The 23,140-nt window shown below is 33.8% G+C and carries 20 protein-coding genes and 2 tRNA genes; 6 read left to right on the forward strand and 16 right to left on the reverse strand.

From position 1 onward, the window contains the following. Nucleotides 1-175 precede the first annotated feature (175 nt). The 8 genes from RT99_RS24260 to RT99_RS24295 form a co-directional block, all read right to left on the reverse strand. A complete protein-coding gene (locus tag RT99_RS24260) occupies nt 176-1,471 on the reverse strand; it encodes a deoxyribodipyrimidine photo-lyase (RefSeq protein WP_042567339.1) in 1,296 nt (431 codons plus the stop codon). A 121-nt stretch (nt 1,472-1,592) separates the two neighbouring features. After that, complete coding sequence (locus RT99_RS24265; protein ID WP_042567340.1) at nt 1,593-2,057, reverse strand: SRPBCC family protein; 465 nt, start codon at nt 2,055-2,057, stop codon at nt 1,593-1,595. A gap of 148 nt (nt 2,058-2,205) precedes the next feature. Beyond that, nucleotides 2,206-2,646, reverse strand: coding sequence for a sterol desaturase family protein (locus RT99_RS24270; RefSeq protein WP_042567341.1), 441 nt, complete (start codon nt 2,644-2,646; stop codon nt 2,206-2,208). 34 nt (nt 2,647-2,680) lie between these two features. Beyond that, nucleotides 2,681-3,520 carry a phytoene/squalene synthase family protein gene (locus RT99_RS24275; protein ID WP_042567342.1) on the reverse strand — a complete coding sequence of 280 codons (840 nt, stop codon included), beginning with the start codon at nt 3,518-3,520 and terminating at the stop codon, nt 2,681-2,683. A gap of 4 nt (nt 3,521-3,524) precedes the next feature. Beyond that, nucleotides 3,525-4,991, reverse strand: a complete 1,467-nt coding sequence (locus RT99_RS24280; protein WP_042567343.1) for an NAD(P)/FAD-dependent oxidoreductase — start codon at nt 4,989-4,991, stop codon at nt 3,525-3,527. A 36-nt stretch (nt 4,992-5,027) separates the two neighbouring features. After that, nucleotides 5,028-5,924 (reverse strand): MerR family transcriptional regulator, encoded by an 897-nt coding sequence (locus RT99_RS24285; protein WP_042567344.1) that lies wholly within the window; start codon nt 5,922-5,924, stop codon nt 5,028-5,030. A 72-nt stretch (nt 5,925-5,996) separates the two neighbouring features. After that, on the reverse strand, nt 5,997-6,959 hold the full coding sequence (locus RT99_RS24290; protein WP_042567345.1) for an ion channel: 963 nt from the start codon (nt 6,957-6,959) through the stop codon (nt 5,997-5,999). Between the two features lie 125 nt (nt 6,960-7,084). After that, nucleotides 7,085-7,585 carry a tetratricopeptide repeat protein gene (locus RT99_RS24295; RefSeq protein ID WP_242607255.1) on the reverse strand — a complete coding sequence of 167 codons (501 nt, stop codon included), beginning with the start codon at nt 7,583-7,585 and terminating at the stop codon, nt 7,085-7,087. A gap of 294 nt (nt 7,586-7,879) precedes the next feature. On the opposite strand from RT99_RS24295, the gene RT99_RS24300 reads away from it, so the two are divergent. Both RT99_RS24300 and RT99_RS25070 read left to right on the forward strand, forming a co-directional pair. Further along, nucleotides 7,880-8,623 carry a T9SS type A sorting domain-containing protein gene (locus tag RT99_RS24300; RefSeq protein WP_042567346.1) on the forward strand — a complete coding sequence of 248 codons (744 nt, stop codon included), beginning with the start codon at nt 7,880-7,882 and terminating at the stop codon, nt 8,621-8,623. A gap of 602 nt (nt 8,624-9,225) precedes the next feature. Further along, nucleotides 9,226-13,542 (forward strand): glucoamylase family protein, encoded by a 4,317-nt coding sequence (locus RT99_RS25070; protein ID WP_082037015.1) that lies wholly within the window; start codon nt 9,226-9,228, stop codon nt 13,540-13,542. A gap of 231 nt (nt 13,543-13,773) precedes the next feature. Here RT99_RS25070 and RT99_RS24310 read toward each other — a convergent pair whose 3' ends face one another. The 3 genes from RT99_RS24310 to RT99_RS24320 all read right to left on the reverse strand — a co-directional run bounded on the left by RT99_RS24310 (nt 13,774) and on the right by RT99_RS24320 (nt 15,109). After that, nucleotides 13,774-14,592, reverse strand: a complete 819-nt coding sequence (locus RT99_RS24310; protein WP_042567380.1) for a hemolysin — start codon at nt 14,590-14,592, stop codon at nt 13,774-13,776. 319 nt (nt 14,593-14,911) lie between these two features. Continuing rightward, a tRNA-Leu gene (locus RT99_RS24315) sits at nt 14,912-14,994 on the reverse strand. Nucleotides 14,995-15,036: 42 nt separating this feature from the next. Continuing rightward, a tRNA-Lys gene (locus tag RT99_RS24320) sits at nt 15,037-15,109 on the reverse strand. A gap of 125 nt (nt 15,110-15,234) precedes the next feature. Here RT99_RS24320 and RT99_RS24325 point away from each other — a divergent pair. Next, nucleotides 15,235-15,753 (forward strand): shikimate kinase, encoded by a 519-nt coding sequence (locus RT99_RS24325; protein WP_042567347.1) that lies wholly within the window; start codon nt 15,235-15,237, stop codon nt 15,751-15,753. Here the strand turns inward: RT99_RS24325 and RT99_RS24330 are convergent. Then, complete coding sequence (locus RT99_RS24330; protein ID WP_042567381.1) at nt 15,745-16,245, reverse strand: phosphoribosyltransferase domain-containing protein; 501 nt, start codon at nt 16,243-16,245, stop codon at nt 15,745-15,747. The two genes, RT99_RS24325 and RT99_RS24330, sit on opposite strands and share 9 nt — an antisense overlap. Nucleotides 16,246-16,433: 188 nt before the next feature. Beyond that, complete coding sequence (locus tag RT99_RS24335; protein ID WP_042567348.1) at nt 16,434-16,823, reverse strand: RNA-binding S4 domain-containing protein; 390 nt, start codon at nt 16,821-16,823, stop codon at nt 16,434-16,436. A 79-nt stretch (nt 16,824-16,902) separates the two neighbouring features. Between RT99_RS24335 and RT99_RS24340 the strand changes: the two genes are divergently transcribed. Both RT99_RS24340 and RT99_RS24345 read left to right on the forward strand, forming a co-directional pair. After that, on the forward strand, nt 16,903-18,075 hold the full coding sequence (locus RT99_RS24340; protein ID WP_042567349.1) for an FKBP-type peptidyl-prolyl cis-trans isomerase: 1,173 nt from the start codon (nt 16,903-16,905) through the stop codon (nt 18,073-18,075). A gap of 179 nt (nt 18,076-18,254) precedes the next feature. Next, nucleotides 18,255-19,001 carry a hypothetical protein gene (locus RT99_RS24345; protein ID WP_042567350.1) on the forward strand — a complete coding sequence of 249 codons (747 nt, stop codon included), beginning with the start codon at nt 18,255-18,257 and terminating at the stop codon, nt 18,999-19,001. Nucleotides 19,002-19,082: 81 nt separating this feature from the next. On the opposite strand, the gene RT99_RS24350 is transcribed toward RT99_RS24345, so the two are convergent. The 3 genes from RT99_RS24350 to RT99_RS24360 form a co-directional block, all read right to left on the reverse strand. Further along, nucleotides 19,083-20,036 carry a transketolase family protein gene (locus tag RT99_RS24350; RefSeq protein WP_042567351.1) on the reverse strand — a complete coding sequence of 318 codons (954 nt, stop codon included), beginning with the start codon at nt 20,034-20,036 and terminating at the stop codon, nt 19,083-19,085. A gap of 74 nt (nt 20,037-20,110) precedes the next feature. Next, entirely contained in the window at nt 20,111-20,962 is an 852-nt protein-coding gene (locus RT99_RS24355) for a transketolase (protein WP_042567352.1), read from the reverse strand. 261 nt (nt 20,963-21,223) lie between these two features. Beyond that, on the reverse strand, nt 21,224-21,532 hold the full coding sequence (locus tag RT99_RS24360) for a hypothetical protein (RefSeq protein ID WP_042567353.1): 309 nt from the start codon (nt 21,530-21,532) through the stop codon (nt 21,224-21,226). A gap of 412 nt (nt 21,533-21,944) precedes the next feature. On the opposite strand from RT99_RS24360, the gene tgt reads away from it, so the two are divergent. Further along, nucleotides 21,945-23,075 (forward strand): tRNA guanosine(34) transglycosylase Tgt, encoded by a 1,131-nt coding sequence (tgt, locus tag RT99_RS24365; protein ID WP_042567354.1) that lies wholly within the window; start codon nt 21,945-21,947, stop codon nt 23,073-23,075. Nucleotides 23,076-23,140: the final 65 nt, after the last annotated feature.

A 23,140-nucleotide genomic window follows, 5' to 3' on the forward strand; every position in this document is an offset into this window, starting at 1 on the left:
GAATATAAAATCCCAATCCCGAAGCATCGGGATAAATTCCAAATTCCAATTATGGAGATCTTTGTCAAAGTTTTAAAACTTTGTCTAGTTTAAACTTTTGGCAAAGGTATCTAGTCGCTAAATAATTGGAATTTTGGAATTTTTATATTGAAATTTTACTTTTTACTTTTGGAATTTATTTAATGATTCCCTCCTTATAAGTTGCAATAGCGCGATCCCTTGCAAAGGCATGATCAACCATTGGTTCATTGTACCCCAGATCAAATTCAGGAATCCATTTGCGAATGTAGATTCCTTTTTCGTCAAATTTCTTTTGTTGAATTTCGGGATTAAATACTCTGAAATATGGTGCAGCATCGCAACCTGTTCCGGCAGCCCATTGCCAGTTTCCTACGTTTGAAGCCAATTCAAAATCTAATAATTTCTCTGCAAAATAAGCTTCGCCCCATTGCCAGTTAATTAGTAAATGCTTGCATAAAAAGCTTGCTACAACCATTCGTACACGATTGTGCATATATCCGGTTTCGTTAAGCTGACGCATTCCTGCATCGACCATGGGGTAACCTGTCGTTCCGAAACACCAGCGTTTAAAATCGTCTTCGTTATTGCGCCACTGAATTCCGTCGTAAGCCGATTTGAAATTGTGATTTACAACATTGGGAAAACTAAAGAGAATCTGAATGAAAAATTCTCTCCAGATTAATTCACTTAAAAACGTTTGATTTTTCTTGTTTGCCCAATTTACTAATTTTCGAATACTAACTGTTCCAAAACGTAAATGTGGCGAAAGATACGATGTGCTGTCCAAAGCCGGAAAATCGCGAGTTTCTTTATAATTGGCAATTTGAGTTAAATTATGAGGAAGTACTTTTATAATGCTTTCTTCAAAACCTATTGCTGCTAATTTTGGAAACGTAAACTGATTTTTTGCAAAATTTTTTAATAAAGCTTTTGTTTCATATTCTGGGGCTTGTCCTGAAAGATGGTATTTTTCCAGCCATTTGTTTTTGTATGGTGTGTAAATCGTGTACGGAAGCCCATCTGCTTTTGTAATTTCTTTTTCTTCAAAAATGACGTGATCTTTAAATGAAAAAGTTTCGATATTATTTTCTTTTAATAAAGAAGAAACTGCCAAATCTCTTTTGATAGCAAAAGGTTCATAATCTTTATTGAAGAATACTTTTTGAATATCGAATTCTTCCAGAAGTGATTGCCAAACCAGAAGTGTTTTTCCTTTTTTAATTAAAAGTGAAGTGCCAAATTCTGAAAGTTGAGCATTTATTTTTTGAAGTGAAACATAAATAAAATTTACTCGCGCATCATTTTTAGGAAGATTTTCTAAAATTTCATCGTCAAAAATAAATAACGGAATTACGGGAAAATCAGATTGTAAGGCTTCAAATAATCCTGTATTATCTTCTAAACGTAAATCACGTCGAAACCAGAAAAAAGTAACTTTTTGTTTTGTCATTTTATTGATTCTCTTTTTTTTGCCACGAATTCACGAATTTTTCAGTTATTTTAATTCGTGAATTCGTGGCTAATTTTAGATATAATCTTTTAAATCTTAAAATCTGTGGCAAAAAAATAATTTATGCTTTAGCTTTGAATAATCCATCGATTATAGTGCGACGATAATCAAAGATGTTTTTCAGTTTGTTTTTAACTACCAAAGTATTCATGATGCGGCCCAGAAATCCTAAAGGCAATGCATAATGAACTATATCTGTCATTTTTGTCCCATTTTCTGTTGGCTCAAAAAAATGTTTGTGATGCCATAGTGCATACGGGCCAAAACGCTGTTCGTCAACAAAGTATTTGTTTTCTTCAGAAACTGTAATGATCGTCATCCAGTTAATTTTGATGCCGAGAAGAGGTTTTAGCGTATAGGTGATAACTTGTCCGGGATACATACGTTTACCGTCATAATCCTGAATTTCAAAAGTCATATCCTTAGGCGTTATGGTTTGAAGATTTTTTGGACTTGAGAAAAAGTCCCAACATTCTTCAATTGTAGTGTTTAAATGCTGAACTGTTTCTAATTTATATACTTTCATGAAATTAATTATTACGAATTGTTCTTGAAGACACGTTTGCGTTAGGGGTTGTAGTGGAGCTCTTTTTGTGGCAGGCTTTTTCTGCCTGCTGCAAAAAAGCGGGAACGGAAAACCCGCCCGCTTTTTCTGCGGGAACGCCCAAATTATACTACATTTTATAATATTTGAAAGGCACAAAGAGCATTCCGAAACATTCTCCGTGCTCTTTTCCTAAATGTTTATGATGTATTTTATGTGCTTTTCGTAAACCGATGAGGTATTTGTTTTTGGTGTTTTTAAACCACTTAAAACGCTGATGAATCAAAACATCGTGAATTAAAAAATAGCATATCCCGTAAAGTGTAACACCACAGGCGATAAAAAATAAATAGTTGAATCCGCCCTGAACTCCAAAATAAAAAAGAGTTATACTTGGAATAGCAAAAATGACAAAGAAAATATCATTGCGCTCAAAAGTATTTTCGTATTTGGGCTGATGATGATCTGCATGGAAATACCACATTAGACCGTGCATAATGTACTTATGCGTAAGCCAGGTAATGCATTCCATGAATAAAAAAACACCTAAAAAGATTAAAAAAGAAATCATTTTGTATTTGTTGAATTGTTTTGATGTAAAAAAACTAGACCAATTTTAATTTGTAAGTTACAAAAGATTGTGCTAAAAGCCCGGCTTTTGTATAATTTGAAACTCTTATTCTTGAATTTCCAATTTCATAATAAGGTGTATTTTTAAGTTTTTTGAGGAGCTTTTTGTAATAAACATAAGCTGTATAAACTCCAAACTTTGCTTCGATAGGCAATTTTACAATTCCCTGATAAGCAATTCTGAAATCTTCTTCAATTTCTTTGATGATGGCGGTTTTTGCATTTTCATCAAAAGATTTTAAATCAACGCCCGGAAAATAATTTCGGTTTAAAACCAAATTATCATCTTTTAGATCCCGAAGAAAGTTTACTTTCTGAAAAGCCGATCCCAGTCTCATTGCTTCGTGTTTAAGCTGTTCATATTTTTGATTGTTTCCTTTTACAAAAACTTTCAGGCACATTAGACCCACAACATCGGCAGAACCATATATGTAATCTTCGTATTCTGTTTGTGTGTCGTAATTTGATTTAATGAGATCGAGTTTCATGCTTTTTAAAAATGCCTGAACAAGATCATCTGTAATATTATATTGTTTTACAGTATGTTGAAAGGAGTTTAGAATTGGGTTTAAACTAATTCCGTTCTCAATGGCTTTGTAATATTCTTTTTCAAAATCGCTTATGAGGTTTTCTTTGTCGTAATCATGAAATGAGTCGACAATTTCGTCTGCAAAACGAACAAATCCATAAATACTGTGAATACCATCTCTAATGCTTGGTGATAACATATTTACCGCCAGCGAGAAGGATGTGCTGTAGTTTTTGGTTACCAACTTACTACATTTAAAAGAAACTGTATCAAATAGTGATTTCATCTTTTTACGGTCTAATAGATTTTTGAATTAACTCGGCAACCAATTTTCCTGAAATTAAAGCTGGCGGAACACCTGGTCCGGGAACAGTTAACTGTCCCGTGAAATATAAGTTACGTACTTTTTTACTTTTTAGTTTTGGTCTTAAAAAAGCGGTTTGCAATAATGTATTGGCCATTCCGTATGCATTTCCTTTGTATGCATTATAATCTGTCACAAAATCATTTTTACAGAATGACTTCTTAAATATAATATTATTTTTAACGTCTTGTTGTGTAAGTTGCTCAAAACGAGTGATTATTTTTTCGAAATACTCCTCGCGAAGTTCTTCGCTATCGTTTATTCCGGGTGCTAACGGAATAAGGAAAAATCCACTTTCCATTCCTTCCGGTGCTGCTGTTTTATCTGTTTTTGATGGAAAATTGGCATAAAATAAAGGAGCATCAGGCCATTTGGGATGATCGTAAATATCGACCGCATGCTGATTAAAATCTACATCAAAAAATAAAGCATGATGGGTAACGTTTTCTATTTTTTTGTTAAAACCAACAAAAAAGAGTAGGGAAGAAGGTGCAAAAACACGGCTTTCCCAATACTTATCCGAATAAGTTCTGAATGTTTCGTCTAATAAGGTTTCTGTATGATGATAATCGGCACCGCTTAAAATAATATCTGCATTAATGATTTTTCCATTAATTACAATTCCTGTTGCAGTTTTATTTTCGATTATTATTTTCTCTATTGGTGAATTGGTTTCGATCGTAACTCCCAATTCGAGAGCTAATTTTTCTATTCCCCGTATTACATCAAACATTCCGGTTTTTGGATGCCAGGTTCCTAAACCAAAATCGGCATAATTCATAAAATTATAAAACGAAGGTGTTTTAGATGGCTTGGCTCCGAGAAATAGAACGGGAAATTCAAGAATCTGAACTAATCTTTCGTTTTTGAACTCTTTTCTAATGTCGTTGCTGACAGTGCTAAAAAATTGATTGAGTTTTAGAATGGTTTGTGGCGTAATTAATTCTAATGGTGAAACTCCGGGACGATAAACCAATTCTTTAATAGCAATATCATAATTGCTTTTTGCATGACTAATAAAAACTTCAAGTTTTGCGCCGCTTCCTTTTTCGATATTCTCAAAAGTGGATTTTATTTCTTCTAAATTATCATAAATATTAATGAAGTCATTTATCCCGAAATAAACACGATAAGCAGGATTTAACTTTATAAGTTGATAGTAATCAGAAGTTTGTTTGCTAAAGTCATGAAAGAAACGTTCAAATACGTCGGGCATCCAGTACCAGCTTGGCCCCATATCGAAGGTAAAGCCGTCTTTTTTAAATTGCCTTGCACGACCGCCTATTGTATCGTTTTTTTCGTAAATAGTGACTTTGTTTCCTTGTTGAGCCAGGTAACACGAAGCGGCTAACGCAGAGAAGCCTGATCCTATTATTGCGATTGTTTTTGTCATTTGTTTAACAAATATACAAAAACTTTAAACAAAATATTAAATCGATTCTATTGTTTCTTCCATCGAGTCAAAAATTCTGATTCTATCAGGTAGATTTTTGTCTATATGTTCAGTCATTTTACCCATAAGCCATATTTCATTGGTTTTCTGAAGTAATTTTTGCCCCATCGTTTTTACATACTGATTGATAACATTGCGATCAGGCTGAATAGTCATAAAAGAAACAAACGTGATGTTTTCAAAATGTTTGGTAAGATCCTGAAGATTTTCGATTGGCATGCTTTCACCTAAATAAATGGTTTTGTATCCTTTAGATAAAATTTCATATTGCAGATACAATAATCCAATTTGGTGAATTTCGTTTAAAGGGAGTGAAAGAACAAAAATTCTGTCGGTTTTGGTTGGTTTAAGTATTTGAAGGCTTTCTGTATAAATTAAAATCTTTTGTTTGATCAAATGACTCATGAAATGCTCGTTTGCCGGAGTTATCGTTTCAGATTGCCATAGTAATCCCAGTTCTTTTAATAAGGGAAGAAAATGTTCTTTAAAAACTTCCTTAAACGATTTTTCAGAAATAAGCCAGTCGAATGTATTGAAGAAAATTTCCTGGTCAAAATTCATCATTGCCATTTTAAATGAAGTAATGGCGTAGTTTTGAGCATTTTTCTTTGATATAATCTCACGAACTAATTGTGGGATTTTTTCTTCGGGGAAAGTTGAGATTTTAGAAATTTTATAACCGTAATCATGAAGTAAGGTTATATTTAAAAGTTTTTGTAGGCTGTGTAAATTATAAAGACGAATATTGGTATCCGTTCTCATGGGTTCAAGAATATTGTATCTTTTTTCCCAGATACGAATTGTATGTGCTTTTATTCCTGATAGGTTTTCCAGATCCTTTATGCTGAAAACAGTCTTTATGTTGTTTATCATTGTAGATTAATTGGGTGAACAAAAATAAAACAAAATCTGACATTACCTTTAAAACTTGATTAAAATGATGATTTATAAGAACTTTGTAGTATGATACTGATTTAATTTGTCGAGATACAAAATCGTTTTAGTACCATCTTTGCTTCTGTTGTACATTGTTTCGAATTTTGCGCCATAAATAATCTCATTAAATGTATAAGATGTTCGTGCTGCAACTGTATTGCTAAACATATCATCAAAAGTAGTAATGAAGACCAGAATTTCACCGTGAGTCTTTTTGAAATCATCTTCTGTAAAATTATACAACGGACTTTCTTCTGTTATGGCATGTACCAATGTCCAGCTTAATGAAAGCGCATTTATACGGTCTAATTCGAGATCAAGAGTATAGAATTTATTGGTTCTGGCGCCATTTTCTTCAACGCTCATTCCTAAAGTGATTTTTGCTTTTGCATCTGTAAAATTGGTGTTCTTAAAAGGAACAACCCGAATCATTAATGCTTTTTGTTCTTTATAAGGAGAAATTAATGCGTTGTGTGAAAATTTTAAAAAAGCGGTTGGTTTACTGAATCTTCCAAAAAATAATCCTGTCGCAATGGCAAAACTCAATAGACCTATTAAAGCTTCGGCAGCTGATAAAGCGCTGGTCAAAAAACCGGTTGGACTAATATGTCCGTAACCAACGGTGGTAAAAGTTTGTGCACTAAAAAAATAGGCCTGACCAAATTGAGTTAAAACACTTTGCGATTGCGCAATTCCGTCAAGATGTTCTATGCCGATTGCATAGTATAAAATAGCAAAAATAAAATTGATTACAATATAAAAGGAAAATAGGATAAACATGAATTTCCAGTTTGGCATGTCGATCATGGTGTGATACCAACTAATCCGACGCAGTAAATTCATTCCTCTTTTTTCAATATTGGCAGTTCCGTTTTTGTTTACAAATCTTCCTCCGTAACTGTTTGCATTGGTTCCAAAACCAGAATTTTCGTCTGTCTTGGCTTTATTGTTTAGTATTTTAAGAAGTGCCATTGAAAATTAGTTTATCGAACAAATGTAGTAATATCTTTTGTACAGAGTTGGTAGGTAATTAACAGAAAAAGCAACCTGAAAAAAAATGATTTTACAGATTGCTTTGTGTCTTTGTTTATTCAATTTTATTTGCAGAAAGTTGCTCTGTTTTTGATAGCGCTTTGACTTCCTAATTCGATTGCTTTAGAGAAATCTTTACATGATTTCTTTTTTTCTCCCATTTTATTGTAACAAAGTCCTCTAAGATTTAAGGCAACATAATCTTTAGGATTCATCATTAGACAATAAGAGCAATCTTCGACTGCAGCGTCGTAATTCAATAATTTGTACTGTACGTTTGCTCTTCCTGTAAAGGCGTCAGAATTCATTGTGTCTAATTCTATTGCTTTAGTAAAATCAGCAAGAGCGCCTTGTAAATCATTTAATTTGTATTTTGCTACGCCTCTGTTTGCGTAAGCTTCTACAAAATGCGAATTCATGCTGATGGCTTTGGTGTAATCCGCGATAGCACCTTTTGTATTGCCGGCTTCGGCTTTTTTCATCGCCTTGTCAAAATAAGCAGTTGCAGATTGTGCCCATGTAAGGCTGGTAATCATCATAAATGATACGAGTAGTAGGTGTTTCATAAACTAATTTGGGGTTAGGTTAATGGTTGATTAATTTCGAGACGAATTTAGGAAAAGTTTTATTTTGTAAAGTGATTTCTTGTAAAAAAAAAGTGAGGAAATGATGAAATAATTGAGTATGTATTTGCCAGTTTAAAAAACAATTAATAGCAGATATATTTTTGTGTGATAAAATAAGTTTGTAAACTAAATCGAATATATTTACGGAGTGGAAAAACCAAAGAAGGTTTTTTAAATAGACTGCATTGTGCAAATAATAAAGCAAAAAAATAATAATAACCTTAAAACAATTAAATGAAAAAAACATTACTTATTGCAATACTTTTAGGATTTGTAAAATTACAAGGCCAAATTTCTCTTGAGCATTCATATGATAATAGTCTGTCAAATTCGGTACTATATTCTAATTATTCGTTTTCTTTCAATACCGAAAGTGCTACCTATTATTATTACTTTAGTTCGGGTGATAATTCAATCAAGCTATATAATGAAAATCATTCGTTATACAAATCAGTATCATTGCCAATCCCGGCAAGCGGTTATATAAGTATATATGCACCCAGTGACAAATTGTTTAATAATGACGCACTAATCGAATTTATAGTTATGATTTCGGGATCACCAAATCAAATGTATTTATTGAATGAAAATGGAGATGTTATTAATAATTTAGGAGATCGAAACCGGGCAAATATCATTAAGACTAACAACGGGGATTTTAAACTTGTTACATCTAAAAATGACGGTAACATTATCGATGTTTATGCCTTAAACGGTACATTGTCGACAGATCAATTTAATCTTTTGGCTAAATTAAGCCCTTATCCAAACCCTACTGATTCTATTATCAATATTACAATTCCAGAACAAGTAAATAAAAACGCCGATATTAAAATTTTCTCTGCTACCGGAAAAGAAGTAATGAGTCAAAGAAATAATAGTGATTCTAATAAAATAAGTTTAGACGTTTCGTCTTTATCATCCGGTATTTACATTTACAAGGTTGAAAATCAAACCGGAAAGTTTATTAAAAAGTAAATATTGTTGAGTTTGTAAAGTAAAAATCTTCGATAAGATTTTCGAATCATAAAAAAGCCTGAGAATTTATATTCTCAGGCTTTTTTATTTTTTTAAAGCTCTAATTATCTGTGCTTTATTATGATAATATCATCATAAATAAGTTTTAAAAGTATTTTTTCATGGTGTAATTGTAAATAATAATTAATATATTCGTACTATATTTATTACATTTTTAAGCCTTTAAAAGCAAGAAAAAACATCTACGATGCGTTTTTAATAGATAAATGAGCCTCTGTTAAAGCACCTTTTCTAGCAGTAATTTCTTGATTTATACCGAATCGAAAATCGTTAGAAATATTCTTTCAAACATTTATCAAAACCTAATCTTACTACCGACGGATTTTATTTGTCAATGCAAATTCCTGTATTGTGATTTAAAATAACAGAATGTTAGGTAAATAACTATAGATGTGTTAATTGCACTTTTGGAATACTGAATTTAAAAATACTTACGCTTGTTTTTGTTAACAGGTCTCTATAAGCCATTTTATTTATTGAAAAGCGACATATAGCATACTACAGCTTTACTTAATATTATTTATACTTAATCATTAAATCTTATGGAAAACTCTTTAACACTTACGGATGAACAGTTGCTTACAAAAACGCAGCAATATGCATTTAAATATTTTTGGGATCATGCAGATGCAAATTCAGGAATGGCACATGAGCGTCTTCCCGTTTCGAGAGGACCCGGACCCACCGTTACCTCAGGCGGCTCTGGATTTGGATTGATGGCTATTTTGGTAGGAATTGAGAGAGGATTTATTACTAGGGAACAAGGACGCGAGCGTATTGATAAAATTGTTGATTTCTTAACCAACAGTGCGACTAATTACAAAGGAGTTTTTGCTCATTGGATCAATGGGAGTACCGGTGAAACCATTCCGTTTAGTAAAAATGATAATGGAGGTGATCTGGTAGAAACCTCTTTTCTAATGCAGGGTTTGATTACGGTACGCCAGTATTTCAACCAGCCAGTTTTGACAGAACAGAGTCTGGTTGTTAAGATCAATGTACTTTGGAACAATGTAGATTGGGATTATTTTCGATTTGGATCAAACAAGTTGTACTGGCATTGTAACAATGAGCTGCAAAATACTCTCACATTGCAAGTCGTCGGTTGGAACGAGTGTATGATTACTTATATCTTGGCTGTTGCTTCACCAACCCATCCCATAGATCCCAGTTTATGGAAAAACGGTTGGTCAGCTGGTGGTACTTATCATACTAAGAATCAAAAATTTTATGACATTACCCTTCCTATTGGAAGCGGAAGTGAAAAAGGCGGACCTTTATTTTTTTCTCATTATTCATTTTTAGGATTTAACCCGAAAAATTTGAGAGATAGTATTAATGATGTAAATTATTTTCAGCAAAATCAGGCTCATACATTGATAAACAGAGCTTATTGCGAACAAAATCCGCTGGCTTATAAAGGATATGGCGAGAACAAAGCCTGGGGATTGACTGCTTGTGATGGAAATATAGCTTATACTGCACATTCGCCGGGAAATGACAAAGGTGTGATTGCTCCAACAGCTGCTCTTTCGGCAATGCCTTATACGCCTAAAGAATCATTAGCCGCCCTGAGATATTTTTACGAGAAGCTGGGAACAAAGATCTGGAACGAAAAAGCAGGATTTGTAGATGCTTTTAATGAGACCGTCGATTGGACTGATACTTATTATTTGGCTATCGACCAAGGTCCGATTATTTGTATGATCGAAAATTACCGTACAGGTCTGTTATGGGATTATTTTATGTCGGCTCCTGAAATTCAATCAGCATTAGGTAAACTGAGTTTTAAGCCGGATTTTTATCCGCATCCAATAATTAGAGAACCACTTGTATTTGATAATTTTGAAAACGGAAAGATCAACTTTACAAATCAAATAAAAATTAATCCTGTAGCCGATATGCGGGTTACGGTGGTAGATAATCCGGACAAAACAGGATCAAACATAAGCAATAAGGTTCTGAAATTAGAACGTATTGGAAATTCTGTTATATGGGCAGGATTTTTCTGTACTCCAAATGTACCGCTTTCTGAGTATAAGTATTTGTACATGAAATATTATCGCAATAATCCGAATTCTCAGATCAGAATTAATGCTTCAGATGGAGGAAATAATGAATTCTTGTCTCAAAGTCCATTGGATAAACAAAACGAATGGGGAGTAGCGGTATTTGATTTATTGTCAAACAAAGTAAAAAATATCACTATGTTTGGTATTCAGCCTGATTATACAGCTAATGCTGCAATTGGAGATATAGTTTATATTGATGATTTAATTTTTAGCGATACAGAGATTGATATTAATCCTTTCTACAATAACAATCCTAAAGACTTAAAAGCAGTCGACGTAAAGACTAATTCTATTTCTTTATCTTGGGATGCAATTCCCGCAGTAACTTCATACGATGTATTTAAAGAAGGTGTTTTTTATCAAAATGTTACTGCCAACGCAATAACTGTACATAATTTGAATTCATTTGATATTTACTGCTTCGCGGTAAGAGGCAGGGATGACAATCTGGATATTTTGACTAAGTTGAGTAACACTCTTTATGTAACGACCCTTGAGACAAAAGAACATAAAGATCAACGAATGACCTGGTGGCGTGAAGCAGGTTTTGGCTTGTTTTTGCATTGGGGAGGCTACTCTGGACTGGCGGGACACTATACAGGGCCAACTTTAATAAAATCAGGTTCGGGAGTTGGACCTGATTATTGGATGCAGGATTATTATTCAACTTATCGCCCGGAATGGATCAATCCAGACGGAACTATTAAAATTGATCCTGCTACAGGTGAGCCTTACAAACCCGGTCAATATGCCGAATGGATTATGTTTGCAGCCCAGATTCCGAGAAACGAATATAAAACACGCTGGCAGCAAAATTTTACGGCACAAAACTTCAATGCTTCAGAATGGGTAAGAATGGCAAAGGATGCCGGCATGAAATATATTGTCGTTACCGCCAAACATCATGAAGGATTGGCTTTGATGCGCACACATCACGTTGGATATAATATTGAAGATGACACTAATATTTCAGCCGATGTTTTAAAAGACTTGGTCACAGAGGCTCATTCGGCAGGATTGAAGGTTGGATTTTATTATTCTCAATGTCTGGACTGGATGAATCCTGGAGGAATGGGATGGATTCCTCAGAATACAACGCCAAATCATGAAGCTTCCTATCAGGAAAAGGCACAATATACTGATACTATTGTGGTTCCTCATATTCAAACTATGATTAATGACTATGATATTGATCTGATTTGGTGGGATATGGGAGGCTCCAGCACACCCGAATTTCGTTACCGAATGATGAAAGCAATTAAAAACATCCCCGGATCAGATCGTTTGATATTCAATAACCGAATGAATGATGGTTTGACCGCAGACTTTAAAACTCCTGAACAAAGTATTCCCACTATGCCGCCAAACGGAGATGGAACAGATTGGGAAACATGTATGACCATGAATGATAATTGGGGATATGCTGCTCACGATACACGTTGGAAAACCCAAAAAGATTTAATTCAAAAGTTAATTGATATTGTTAGTAAAGGAGGTAATTTTCTTCTCAATGTAGGTCCGGAAGGAGACGGGACATTCCCGCCTGATGCAATCGACAGACTTAATGGATTTGCCTACTGGATGAGTATAAATAAAATGGCTATCGATAAAACCCAATCCAGTCCTTATACTACACAATTACTTTGGGGACGGGCTACCCGCAAAATTGTAGACGGAACACAATATCTATACCTGCATGTATTTGCTGATTATTGGCCTCTGAATGAAAAATTAAATGTTCCTGATCTGCCTGATGGAAGTGTTGTGAAAGCGTATTTCCTTGCAGATATTCACAAAACAGCATTAGATATAACTCCCAATGATGGGTTTTCCGGGTATACTATTTCGGTGCCTGCAGCTCCTCTGGATAATATCAGTACAACCATTGTCTTAGAAATGTCACGAATTGTAGACATTCTTTTCACCTTTGTTAAGCAATTCAAGGATGGGACACTCAATTTAAATCCAATCGATGCTGTTGCTCCTGGATTAAGCATTCAAAATCCGCCGCTTTATGAACTCGGGACATGGATTAATGATGCTAACTTTGCCACATGGCACGTTGAAGTTATTCAATCCGGAAATTTTATTTTAGATGCAGTTGTGTCAGGCTATTCGGGACAGTTTGTGCTAAAAGTAAATGGAATAGATCAGGGACCGTATCCATTTACAATTACAACAAGAGGTTTTGAGAACTATCAAGTCTTAACCATCGGAACAATTAATTTACCAGTTGGTATTTATAACATCGAGCTGCACCGTATTTCGGGCGGAGGATGGGATCCTGTAAATGTGCGTCAAATTTCAATTCATCCCTACATTGATAAAACTCCTATTATCAATCAAAATGCAGATAGAACCCTTGTTGTTGCCGGACAAAATGCCATATTGCACGGAAGTGGTATCGGGATAGGAAACCCACCTTATTACAGCATTGCCGGATGGACAAATCCAGCTGCTTATGCATCTTGGAGAGTGAAAGTGAATGAGGCAGGTATTTATCACTGGCAATGTGAACTGGCAGGTATTTCCGGTAAATTTCAATTGGTGATAAAAGATATTTCAAGTATTATCTATCCGTTTACAACAACTGACAATAGTTTCACAAACTATCAAACCAAGCAATTAGGTGATGTTTATCTGTTCGAAGGAATTTATTACATTGAATTACACCGTATTTCAAACGGAGGATGGGATCCTGTCAATGTACATGAAGTAACCTTTTATCAAGATCTGCTTGTTGATACTGTAGAAGTAACCGATGCAGGTTTGGATAAGACAGAATAAAAGAAAGAAATTGCCTTTAGGTTTTTGGAATTAAAATATCGAAAATTTTGTTGACCAAAAAGCCTGAGAATATAGATTCTCAGGCTTTTTTATTTTTATTTCGACCTTTATTGCACAAAATTCGAATCTTTTATTAATAGATTTTTAGTTTTTAAGCGACTTAGCAGAGGCGTGAAAAGAAAAGTATTTGATTTTCAAGGTTTGTTATAAGTGCTAATAAACTTGAACCTCTTAATTATGTAGTTGATTTTTGAGAGCATACAGTTTGCTTCTAAGATTTTGTAACATTAGAAGATCAGCGGCTTTGTCTTTTGTTCCTGATAAAAAAATGGCTTTCCCGATAGTCATTTTTAGTTCGTGTCCTTGTTTGTTAAACATTTCTGAAATCAGTTTTGAAGTTTGCAACATCGGGTGAATTGATTTTAGCATACTGAAGAAAAAACCATTATTTCCATGAAAATATATAGGTAAGATAGGCACATTCGCTTTGCTGATAATTTTTCCTACTACAGGATGCCATTCCGGATCTGTGATTTTACTCGTCTTAAAATCATATGATGAAACTTCTCCGGCAGGAAATATCGCGACAGGAATACCTTCTGATAAAGCTTTGAACGTCATTTTTAATCCTGTGATACTGGCAGAATTTTGTACATTTTCAAATGGATTTACCGCAATAATACATTTTTCAAGATTTGGAATTTCCTTTAATAAAAAATTCCCCATATACATGGTGTCAGGACGTATTTTCGCAATTGTACTTAATAAGGCTAATGATTCGATACCTCCATAAGGGTGATTAGCCACTACGATAAAGGCTCCTTCACTTGGGATATTTAATAATTCGGCAGCATCATACTTGACTTTTACGCCTATTTTCGTTAAGGCATAATTGGCAAAATCTGCACCTTCAAGATTGCCTGCTTCCTTAACCATTGTATTTAAATTGTTAATTTTCATTACCTTCATTAAATAAGAGGATAATCCCGGGATAGGAATTTTAGAAAGGCCGGCAGCTTCAGAAAATTTTTCTTTGGATATCAATGTCATATGTTATAACTATTAAAGTTAAATGCGAAAACTAATGAAAAACCTAAACGGAATTGAAATTAGTAATGCTATTGTTTATTTGCGAAATTTTTTATTATAACTTATGACTTCAGGAAAGAATTTTAGGTTCTAAAAGTAGAAAAGCTTAATTCATCTATATATTCTTTATTGCAATCACGGGTAAAGATACTCGGATTTTATATGCAAAATTGAATATGCAAAAACATTATGAAGAATGAAGATGTTTATTTTAATGCTGTCTTTGTAATTGTAGAAATAAAAAAAGGTAAAACACATTTATGTATTTTACCTTTTTTTGTGACCACGGTGGGATTTGAACCCACACGCCCTTACGAGCACCACCCCCTCAAGATGGCAAGTCTACCGTTTCTCCACGTGGCCTAAAATGAAAAAAGGTCAAGTAATAAATTACTCGACCTTTTGTGACCCGACTGGGGCTCGAACCCAGGACCCCATCATTAAAAGTGATGTGCTCTACCGACTGAGCTATCGAGTCATATGTTCCTTGAATGCGGGTGCAAATATAAGGAGTTTATTTTATTATTTGCAAGCAATTTTATTATAAATTTGTCTTTTTTTAAACAAAATTTACAATCCCCTAATTTATAGTGTTTTATTAGAATGAAAAAAATCGTCTTATTAGGATATATGGGCTGCGGAAAGTCAACAATTGCCCAAAATCTTTCAAAAATTACCAAAATCCCATTTTTAGATTTGGATAAATGCATCGAAAAAAGAGCCAATTTATCAATAAATGAGATTTTCGAACAAAAAGGAGAAATCTATTTTAGGAAATTAGAACACGAAATGTTTGTCGAATTGCTCCAATCTACAGAAAATAGTATAATAGGTTTAGGTGGAGGAACGCCTTGCTATGCCAATAATCACGAATTATTGAAAAAAGACGATGTTACATCTATTTATTTAAAGGCTTCAATAGAGACTTTATATAATAGATTAATTCATAACAAAAGCAAGCGCCCGTTGATTGCTAATATGAATGAGGAAGAAATGAAAGAATTCATCGCAAAACATTTGTTCGACAGAAGCTTTTATTATAACCATGCACAGCATAAAGTGTCGGTTGATAATAAAACAGTCGAAGAAACAGTTGAAGATATTTTAGAAATTCTAGCTTAAGAAAGCATAATCATTGCCATTGTCATCAAAAATTACCTGAACATGTTCAAGTAAAGAAGTAGAAAGTGAAATTCCTTTAAAATCTGCTTTTACAGGGTATTTTTTATGATTTCTGTCTACAAGTACTGCCGTTTTGAATTTTTTAAGCGGAACGTCTAAAAAATGACGAACGGCGTATATTAAAGTAGTGCCTGAATTTAATACATCATCAACCAATACTAATCCTTTATTGGAGTATTCTGATGCGCTTAATGAGGTTTGTATTGGTAGTTGCGGATTTTGTTTGTCGACCTTAACTTCGCAAAGTGAAATTTTAAGAGTAGAGATGTTGCTTAGGGCCAAAGCAATTTTTTCGGCAAAAATAGATCCGTTAGAAGCGATTCCGGCAATAACAACTTCTTCTTCATCAACAAAAGTTTCGTAAATTTGATACGCAATACGTTTTATTTTATGTTCGATTTCCTGATGTGTTAAGATGATATTTTTGCTCATGATTTTATTTTTTGCTAATATAACTAATTTAAATTCCAATATAAAAAATCCAAATTCCAATTTTAAGAAAGGAAATTCTAATTTTTAATGCTTGGGTTTGTTTTTAGTTTTTTTGAATTTATATATAATAATTAGATACGCTCCGATTTTGGAATTTGAGATTTATCCCGACACTTCGGTATTGGAATTTAATTTTCATCTTCGTCATCAAAAATCTCGTTTCCATATTCGTCAATATCTCTTCGGTCTTTTTTGGTTGGTCTTCCTGTTCCGCTTTTGCGATAGTGCTCTTTAGAAAGTTTTAATAACTCTAAATGTGCATATGCTTCTGCAGGAGTTTCGTTTTTTCGATAGATATCGACAAGTTTTGCCCCAACACGACTTTCAGGAATATCCAAGACAGTAATAATTTGTGTAATTTGATCTTTTCTAAAGGTAATTCTGTCCGTAGGAAAAACTTCTTTAGATGGCTTGGCAACCTGCCCATTTACAGTAATATGGTTTTTTTTACAAGCCTCAGTAACCATGTTTCTGGTTTTGTAATAACGAACGCACCATAGGTATTTATCTATTCTCATAATTTTTCTAAAATCCAAGTTAAATTCTTTACAAAAATAAATCAATATTGTATCTTGCGCACCTAAAAAATTAACAATAATGAATAAATTTAAATATTATTTTGTTTTATTGCTCGCTGGTATTGCAATAGTTTCTTGTAACAAAGGTGACGATGATACTCCTGTTGAGCCTTTAAGAGACTATCAGGAGCAATTTAATACAGATAATGCTAATATTGAAGAATATTTAACTACAAATTATATTACTGTAACAGAAAGTGCCGGTACACCTGAAGATCAGGATGTTGTTATAGATAGTATTACAGATCCTACAACACAGCCTTCTATAATGTCTTATTTGAATAGTGAAACTTTTCCAAAGTTGTTGGCAAAAAATGTTGATTTAGATGGGATTACTTACAAAATGTACTATTTGATTTTGAGAGAAGGTACAGGAACATCACCAATGAATACTGATGGAGTTTTAGCTGCATATAAAGGAGAATATTTAAGTCGTGTTGCTAAAACGGATAAAGCACCTACTTATTTGAAGACTACTTTTTTTGAAGAAGTTAAGTTTCCACAAACAAGTGTAGACTTGTATACGGCGATCGTTGGTTGGGGTGAAACTTTTCCTGAGTTGAAGACAGGAACTTCAACTACGCAGGCGGATGGAACTATTAAATATGAAAATTTCGGGTCTGCAGTTTTATTTATTCCTTCAGGTTTAGGTTATTACGCCGGAAATAATTCGATTCCTTCTTACTCTCCTTTAATTTTTAGTGTTAAGTTTTATGACTATAAAAGACTTGATCATGATTTTGATGGAGTTTTTGATTATCAGGAAGATATAAATGGAGATCGTTATGTTAGAGATTTCAGAAATACGACTTTATATCCAAATGCTCCGGTAAATCCGGATGATACTGACAAAGATGGTATTCCTGACTTTTTAGATGCTGATGATGACGGAGATGGTTTTACAACTTTCTATGAAATATCTAAACCTACTGGTCAAATTGGTAATGTTGGTGGAATTAATTACGGAATAAGTACTTATTATCCTTGGAGTCCAATTGTGGATAATCCAGCTACTCCAAATACAGATGAAACAGAGCCTAGAGGAATTCCAAGAAGACCAACAGGCGAACTTACTAATCCTGCAGCAGCAGAGTCGGCAACAAATCCTAGAAAATATATAGAAACGGATTATACAGATGAGCCAAGATTAAGAATACACTTGGATAATACATATCCTATTAAGAAGCAATAAAAAGGATTAAAAGATAATTTTTTGAAACCTCCAAGTCTTATGATTTGGAGGTTTTTGATTTTTTATAAATCTGATTGTAAATCATTTTTTTCATCAAATTTGAAGAACCTTTTTATAAAATAGTTATCTTGAAATTAAAAAGGGGGTATGTTATTATAAATAATAAGAGAGAATCAATTATGAAGTTAATCGATAAATTAAGTGACTTTTATGACAAGTTAACTAATGCTGATTCAGATTGGAAGAATCGGACGTATGACTTTTATTTATTATTTGGGAATGAAGACGAATCCAAATCGCCTTGGCTGAAATCAAATTGGGACTCCAATTTTAAACCTTATTTTGAAGCAATACTGAATCAGATTGAAAATAATAATGAGACGGGAATTCGTGTAAATAAATACAAAACTGAAAAAAGAGTGTCTCAAAAAGAAAATGAAGAATTCATTTATCATTCTGAAATGAAATTGGGAAGATTAAAGTGGAATGATAAATCGCACGATAAATGGACAATTGAAAATGGGAATAAAGAATACTTTCAAAGTTTTGAACTTTGGTCACCAATTTGGACAGTTTGCGAAAAACGCCAGACACCACCAGAAATCTTTATTTCGATATCTAATGAAAGAAATTTTGATAATTCATCTGAAGTTGAGTTTGGCTATTTTGGAGTAATTGCAATTGCAAAAAGTTTGAATGTTGATGCAAAATCTATTTTGTTTGAACTTTCGAAAAAAGTAAATACAAAAGCAACGGTTGTAAAACATAGAAGATGGGGAATGCCTGAAAAAGAAGGGAAATGGTTTTTTATAAATGGAATTCAGGATACTTTTAGTAATAGTATTTATGAAAAAGATTTACATGCTTTAAATTTCGATGAATTAGAATTTGAGCCAGTATGGGAAATAATTCACCGACAGAAATAAAATAATAGAAAGAAAATAAGACATAAAAAAAACCTCGAAATCACTTTCGAGGTTTTTTGTATAAAGTAAGAAAACTAAAAATTATTTTCTTTTGATAACTTTTTCTACAGCTTCAACAATAGCCTGATTGTTTAATTTGTATTTCTCCATTAATTGTTCTGGAGTTCCAGATTCACCAAAACTATCGTTTACAGCAACAAATTCTTGTGGAGCAGGAGTATTTAAAGCTAATACTCTTGAAATGCTTTCTCCAAGACCTCCAAGAATGTTGTGCTCTTCTGCAGTTACAACACATTTTGTTTTTGCCAATGATTTTAGAATCGCTTCTTCGTCAAGTGGTTTAATAGTGTGAATATTGATTACTTCAGCAGAGATTCCTTTTGCTTCAAGAGCTTCAGCAGCGATAAGAGCTTCCCAAACTAAGTGTCCTGTTGCAACGATTGTAACATCAGTTCCTTCGTTTAATAAAATTGCTTTTCCAATTACGAAAGGCTCATCAGCAGGCATGAAGTTAGGCACAACCGGACGACCGAAACGTAAATAAGCAGGACCATGATGATCTGCCAATGCTAAAGTAGCTGCTTTAGTTTGGTTGTAATCACAAGTGTTAATTACTGTCATTCCAGGCAACATTTTCATTAATCCAATATCTTCTAATATTTGGTGTGTTGCTCCGTCTTCACCAAGTGTTAAACCTGCGTGAGAAGCACAAATTTTTACGTTTTTATCTGAATAAGCAACAGATTGACGAATTTGATCGTAAACTCTTCCTGTAGAGAAGTTAGCGAAAGTTCCTGTAAAAGGAATTTTTCCTCCAATTGTTAAACCTGCAGCAATACCTATCATGTTAGCTTCAGCGATTCCAATTTGGAAAAAACGCTCTGGGTGATTTTTCTTGAAATCATCAAATTTTAAAGATCCAATTAAATCAGCACATAATGCCACTACGTTTTCGTTTTTTTGACCTAGTTCAGTCATTCCCGCTCCAAAGCCTGAACGAGTATCTTTACTTCCTGTATTTGTATATTTTTTCATTTTGTTTTATTGCTGTACGCAGTAGGCTGTAGGCAATAGGCATAAAGCTTATTGCTTAAAGCTTAAAGCTTTTTTTAATAATCGATTTGATCTGCCGAATAGTTTTGAGCCAAAGCACTTGTCAACTGATCGTTGTTTGGTGCTTTGCCATGCCATGCATGTGTGTGCATCATAAAGTCTACTCCGTTACCCATTTCAGTATATAATAAAATACAAACTGGTTTTCCTTTTCCTGTTCTTGATTTAGCATCTGTTAAACCTGCAAGAATGGCATCGATACTGTTTCCTTCTTTAATTTCAAGAACGTCCCAGTCAAAAGCTTCAAATTTAGCACGAATGCTTCCCATTGGTAAAACTTCGTCAGTTGTTCCGTCAATTTGTTTTCCGTTAACGTCTATAGTTGCAATAAGGTTGTCTACTTTTTTAGCAGAAGCATACATGATCGCTTCCCAGTTTTGACCTTCTTGTAGTTCACCATCTCCGTGTAAAGTATAGATTAAATGATTGTCGCCATTTAATTTTTTTGCCTGAGCTGCTCCAAGAGCTACAGATAAACCTTGTCCTAATGAACCAGAGGCTATACGAACTCCAGGTAATCCTTCGTGAGTTGTTGGGTGTCCTTGTAAACGTGAGTTTAATAATCTGAAAGTGGCAAGTTCTGAAACAGGGAAATAACCGCTACGTGCTAAAACGCTGTAAAATACTGGGGAAATATGACCATTTGAAAGGAAAAAGAGGTCTTCTCCAATTCCGTCCATATCAAAACCTTCTTTACGGTCCATAATATTTTGGTATAGTGTTACCAAAAATTCAGTACAACCTAGTGAACCACCTGGGTGTCCTGAGTTGACAGCATGTACCATACGAAGAATATCTCTTCTTACTTGGATAGTTAAATCGCTTAATTGTTGTGTGTTAGGCTTCATTTTGTATGTAAAAGTTAAACTGAAGCAAAAGTAATTTTTATTTTGCGGGGAGACAAATGATTTTTTGTATTAGTTTGATACAATTGTTAAATTATGCTTCTTTTTTTATTGATGTGAAAAAAAACTTCAAAATCTTGTAAATAGTGTATAAAAAAGTTTGCCACACATTAAAAGATTAAATTGATTTTAAAAATCTGTTCAAATCTTTTAATGTGTGGCAAAATAAAGTTGTAAAAATTCTTGTATTAAGGGCAAAAAGGGTTATTCAGTGTCGCCTTCGCTGTAGAAATTGTTTTCTTCGTCTTCAGAACCAATGTCTTCTTGTTCATCATCAAGTTCAGCTCCCGGAATATCTAAGTCATTTCCTAGTTTGTCACTGTTTTGTTTCCATTCATTGTCATAGTTGTCGTTGTTAATGACTGTTCTTTCACCTGAAATTCCTTCCGGATCAATATCTTCCAGTTTTTCTTCCTGATTGTAAATGTCTTCATTTGCCGGATAATCTAGATTATCCAGATTTCTTTCAATTCGTTCTTCGGGTGTTGTGTTTTTATTTTCTGAGCTTATCATGATTTCTATAATTTTAATTGATATTAATTTAGTTTTTCCAGATATTTAAAATTAAGAAATCAATACTCTTATTATGTTACACTTTATTAATGTGGTTGTTGTAACTTTTACATTTAGGTTATTTATCGAAAAGCTGTCAGATGTATGCGTTAGGGATAGAAGCGAAAAGCCCACAGCCTGACGAAGGAAGTGCGAGGACTTGCAGCGGATAGCCCGACCGGAGGGAACGCCCAAACTATTTAAATTCCAAATTTTCTAAAATTCGAAATTCCAACTTTTACATTTTTGCTTTTTAAAGTAAGGTTGGGAATCATTATCTAATTTTCTAATTGACAAATTTTCTAATTAATTAAATTTCCCTGAAATTAGTTTATCTTTGCCGTCCCGAACAATCGGGAGAAAAAAGAAACAGATGAAGTTTGATTTATTACAAAAAGATCCGCAGTCGAAAGCGAGAGCGGGAAGTATTACTACAGATCACGGCGTAATTGAAACGCCTATTTTTATGCCTGTTGGTACTGTTGCTTCGGTAAAAGGAGTACATCAGCGTGAATTGAAAGAAGATATTAATCCGGATATTATTCTGGGAAACACATACCATTTATACCTGCGTCCTCAGACTGAAATTCTTGAAAAAGCCGGTGGATTGCATAAATTCATGAACTGGGATCGTAATATTTTGACAGATTCTGGTGGATACCAAGTGTATTCTCTTTCGAGTAATCGAAAAATTAAGGAAGAAGGAGTGAAGTTTAAGTCTCATATTGACGGTTCTTATCACTTTTTTACACCAGAAAATGTAATGGAAATTCAGCGTACAATTGGTGCTGATATTATTATGGCTTTTGATGAATGTACGCCTTATCCTTGCGATTACAGATATGCACAGCGCTCGATGCACATGACGCACCGCTGGCTGGATCGTTGTATTAATCATTTAGATAAATTACCTTATAAATACGGTTACGAACAAACATTTTTTCCGATTGTTCAGGGAAGTACTTATAAAGATTTGCGTCGTCAATCTGCAGAATATATTGCAAATTCAGGTCAGCAAGGAAATGCAATTGGAGGATTGTCAGTAGGGGAACCTGCTGAGGAAATGTACGCTATGACTGAAGTTGTCTGCGAAATTCTTCCGGAGGATAAACCGCGTTATTTAATGGGTGTTGGAACACCAATTAATATTCTGGAAAATATTGCATTAGGAATTGATATGTTTGACTGTGTTATGCCAACGCGTAATGCCAGAAACGGAATGTTGTTTACGGCAAACGGAACTATCAATATAAAGAATAAAAAGTGGGAAGACGATTTTTCTCCAATTGATGAAATGGGACATACTTTTGTTGATACAGAATATACGAAAGCTTATTTACGTCACTTATTTGCTGCCAACGAATATTTAGGAAAACAAATTGCTACAATTCATAACCTTGGTTTTTATATGTGGTTGGTTCGTGAAGCTAGAAAACATATCTTAGCAGGCGATTTTAGACCATGGAAAGAAATGATGGTTAAAAATATGAGTCAAAGACTATAAAAGAGTTTCAGGTTTGAGGTTTCAAGTTTCAAGTTCCGCACAGAACCTGAAACTTGAAACTTGAA

The organism is Flavobacterium sp. MEB061, from assembly GCF_000834715.1.
In the GTDB taxonomy this organism is placed as follows: Bacteria; Bacteroidota; Bacteroidia; order Flavobacteriales; family Flavobacteriaceae; genus Flavobacterium; species Flavobacterium pectinovorum.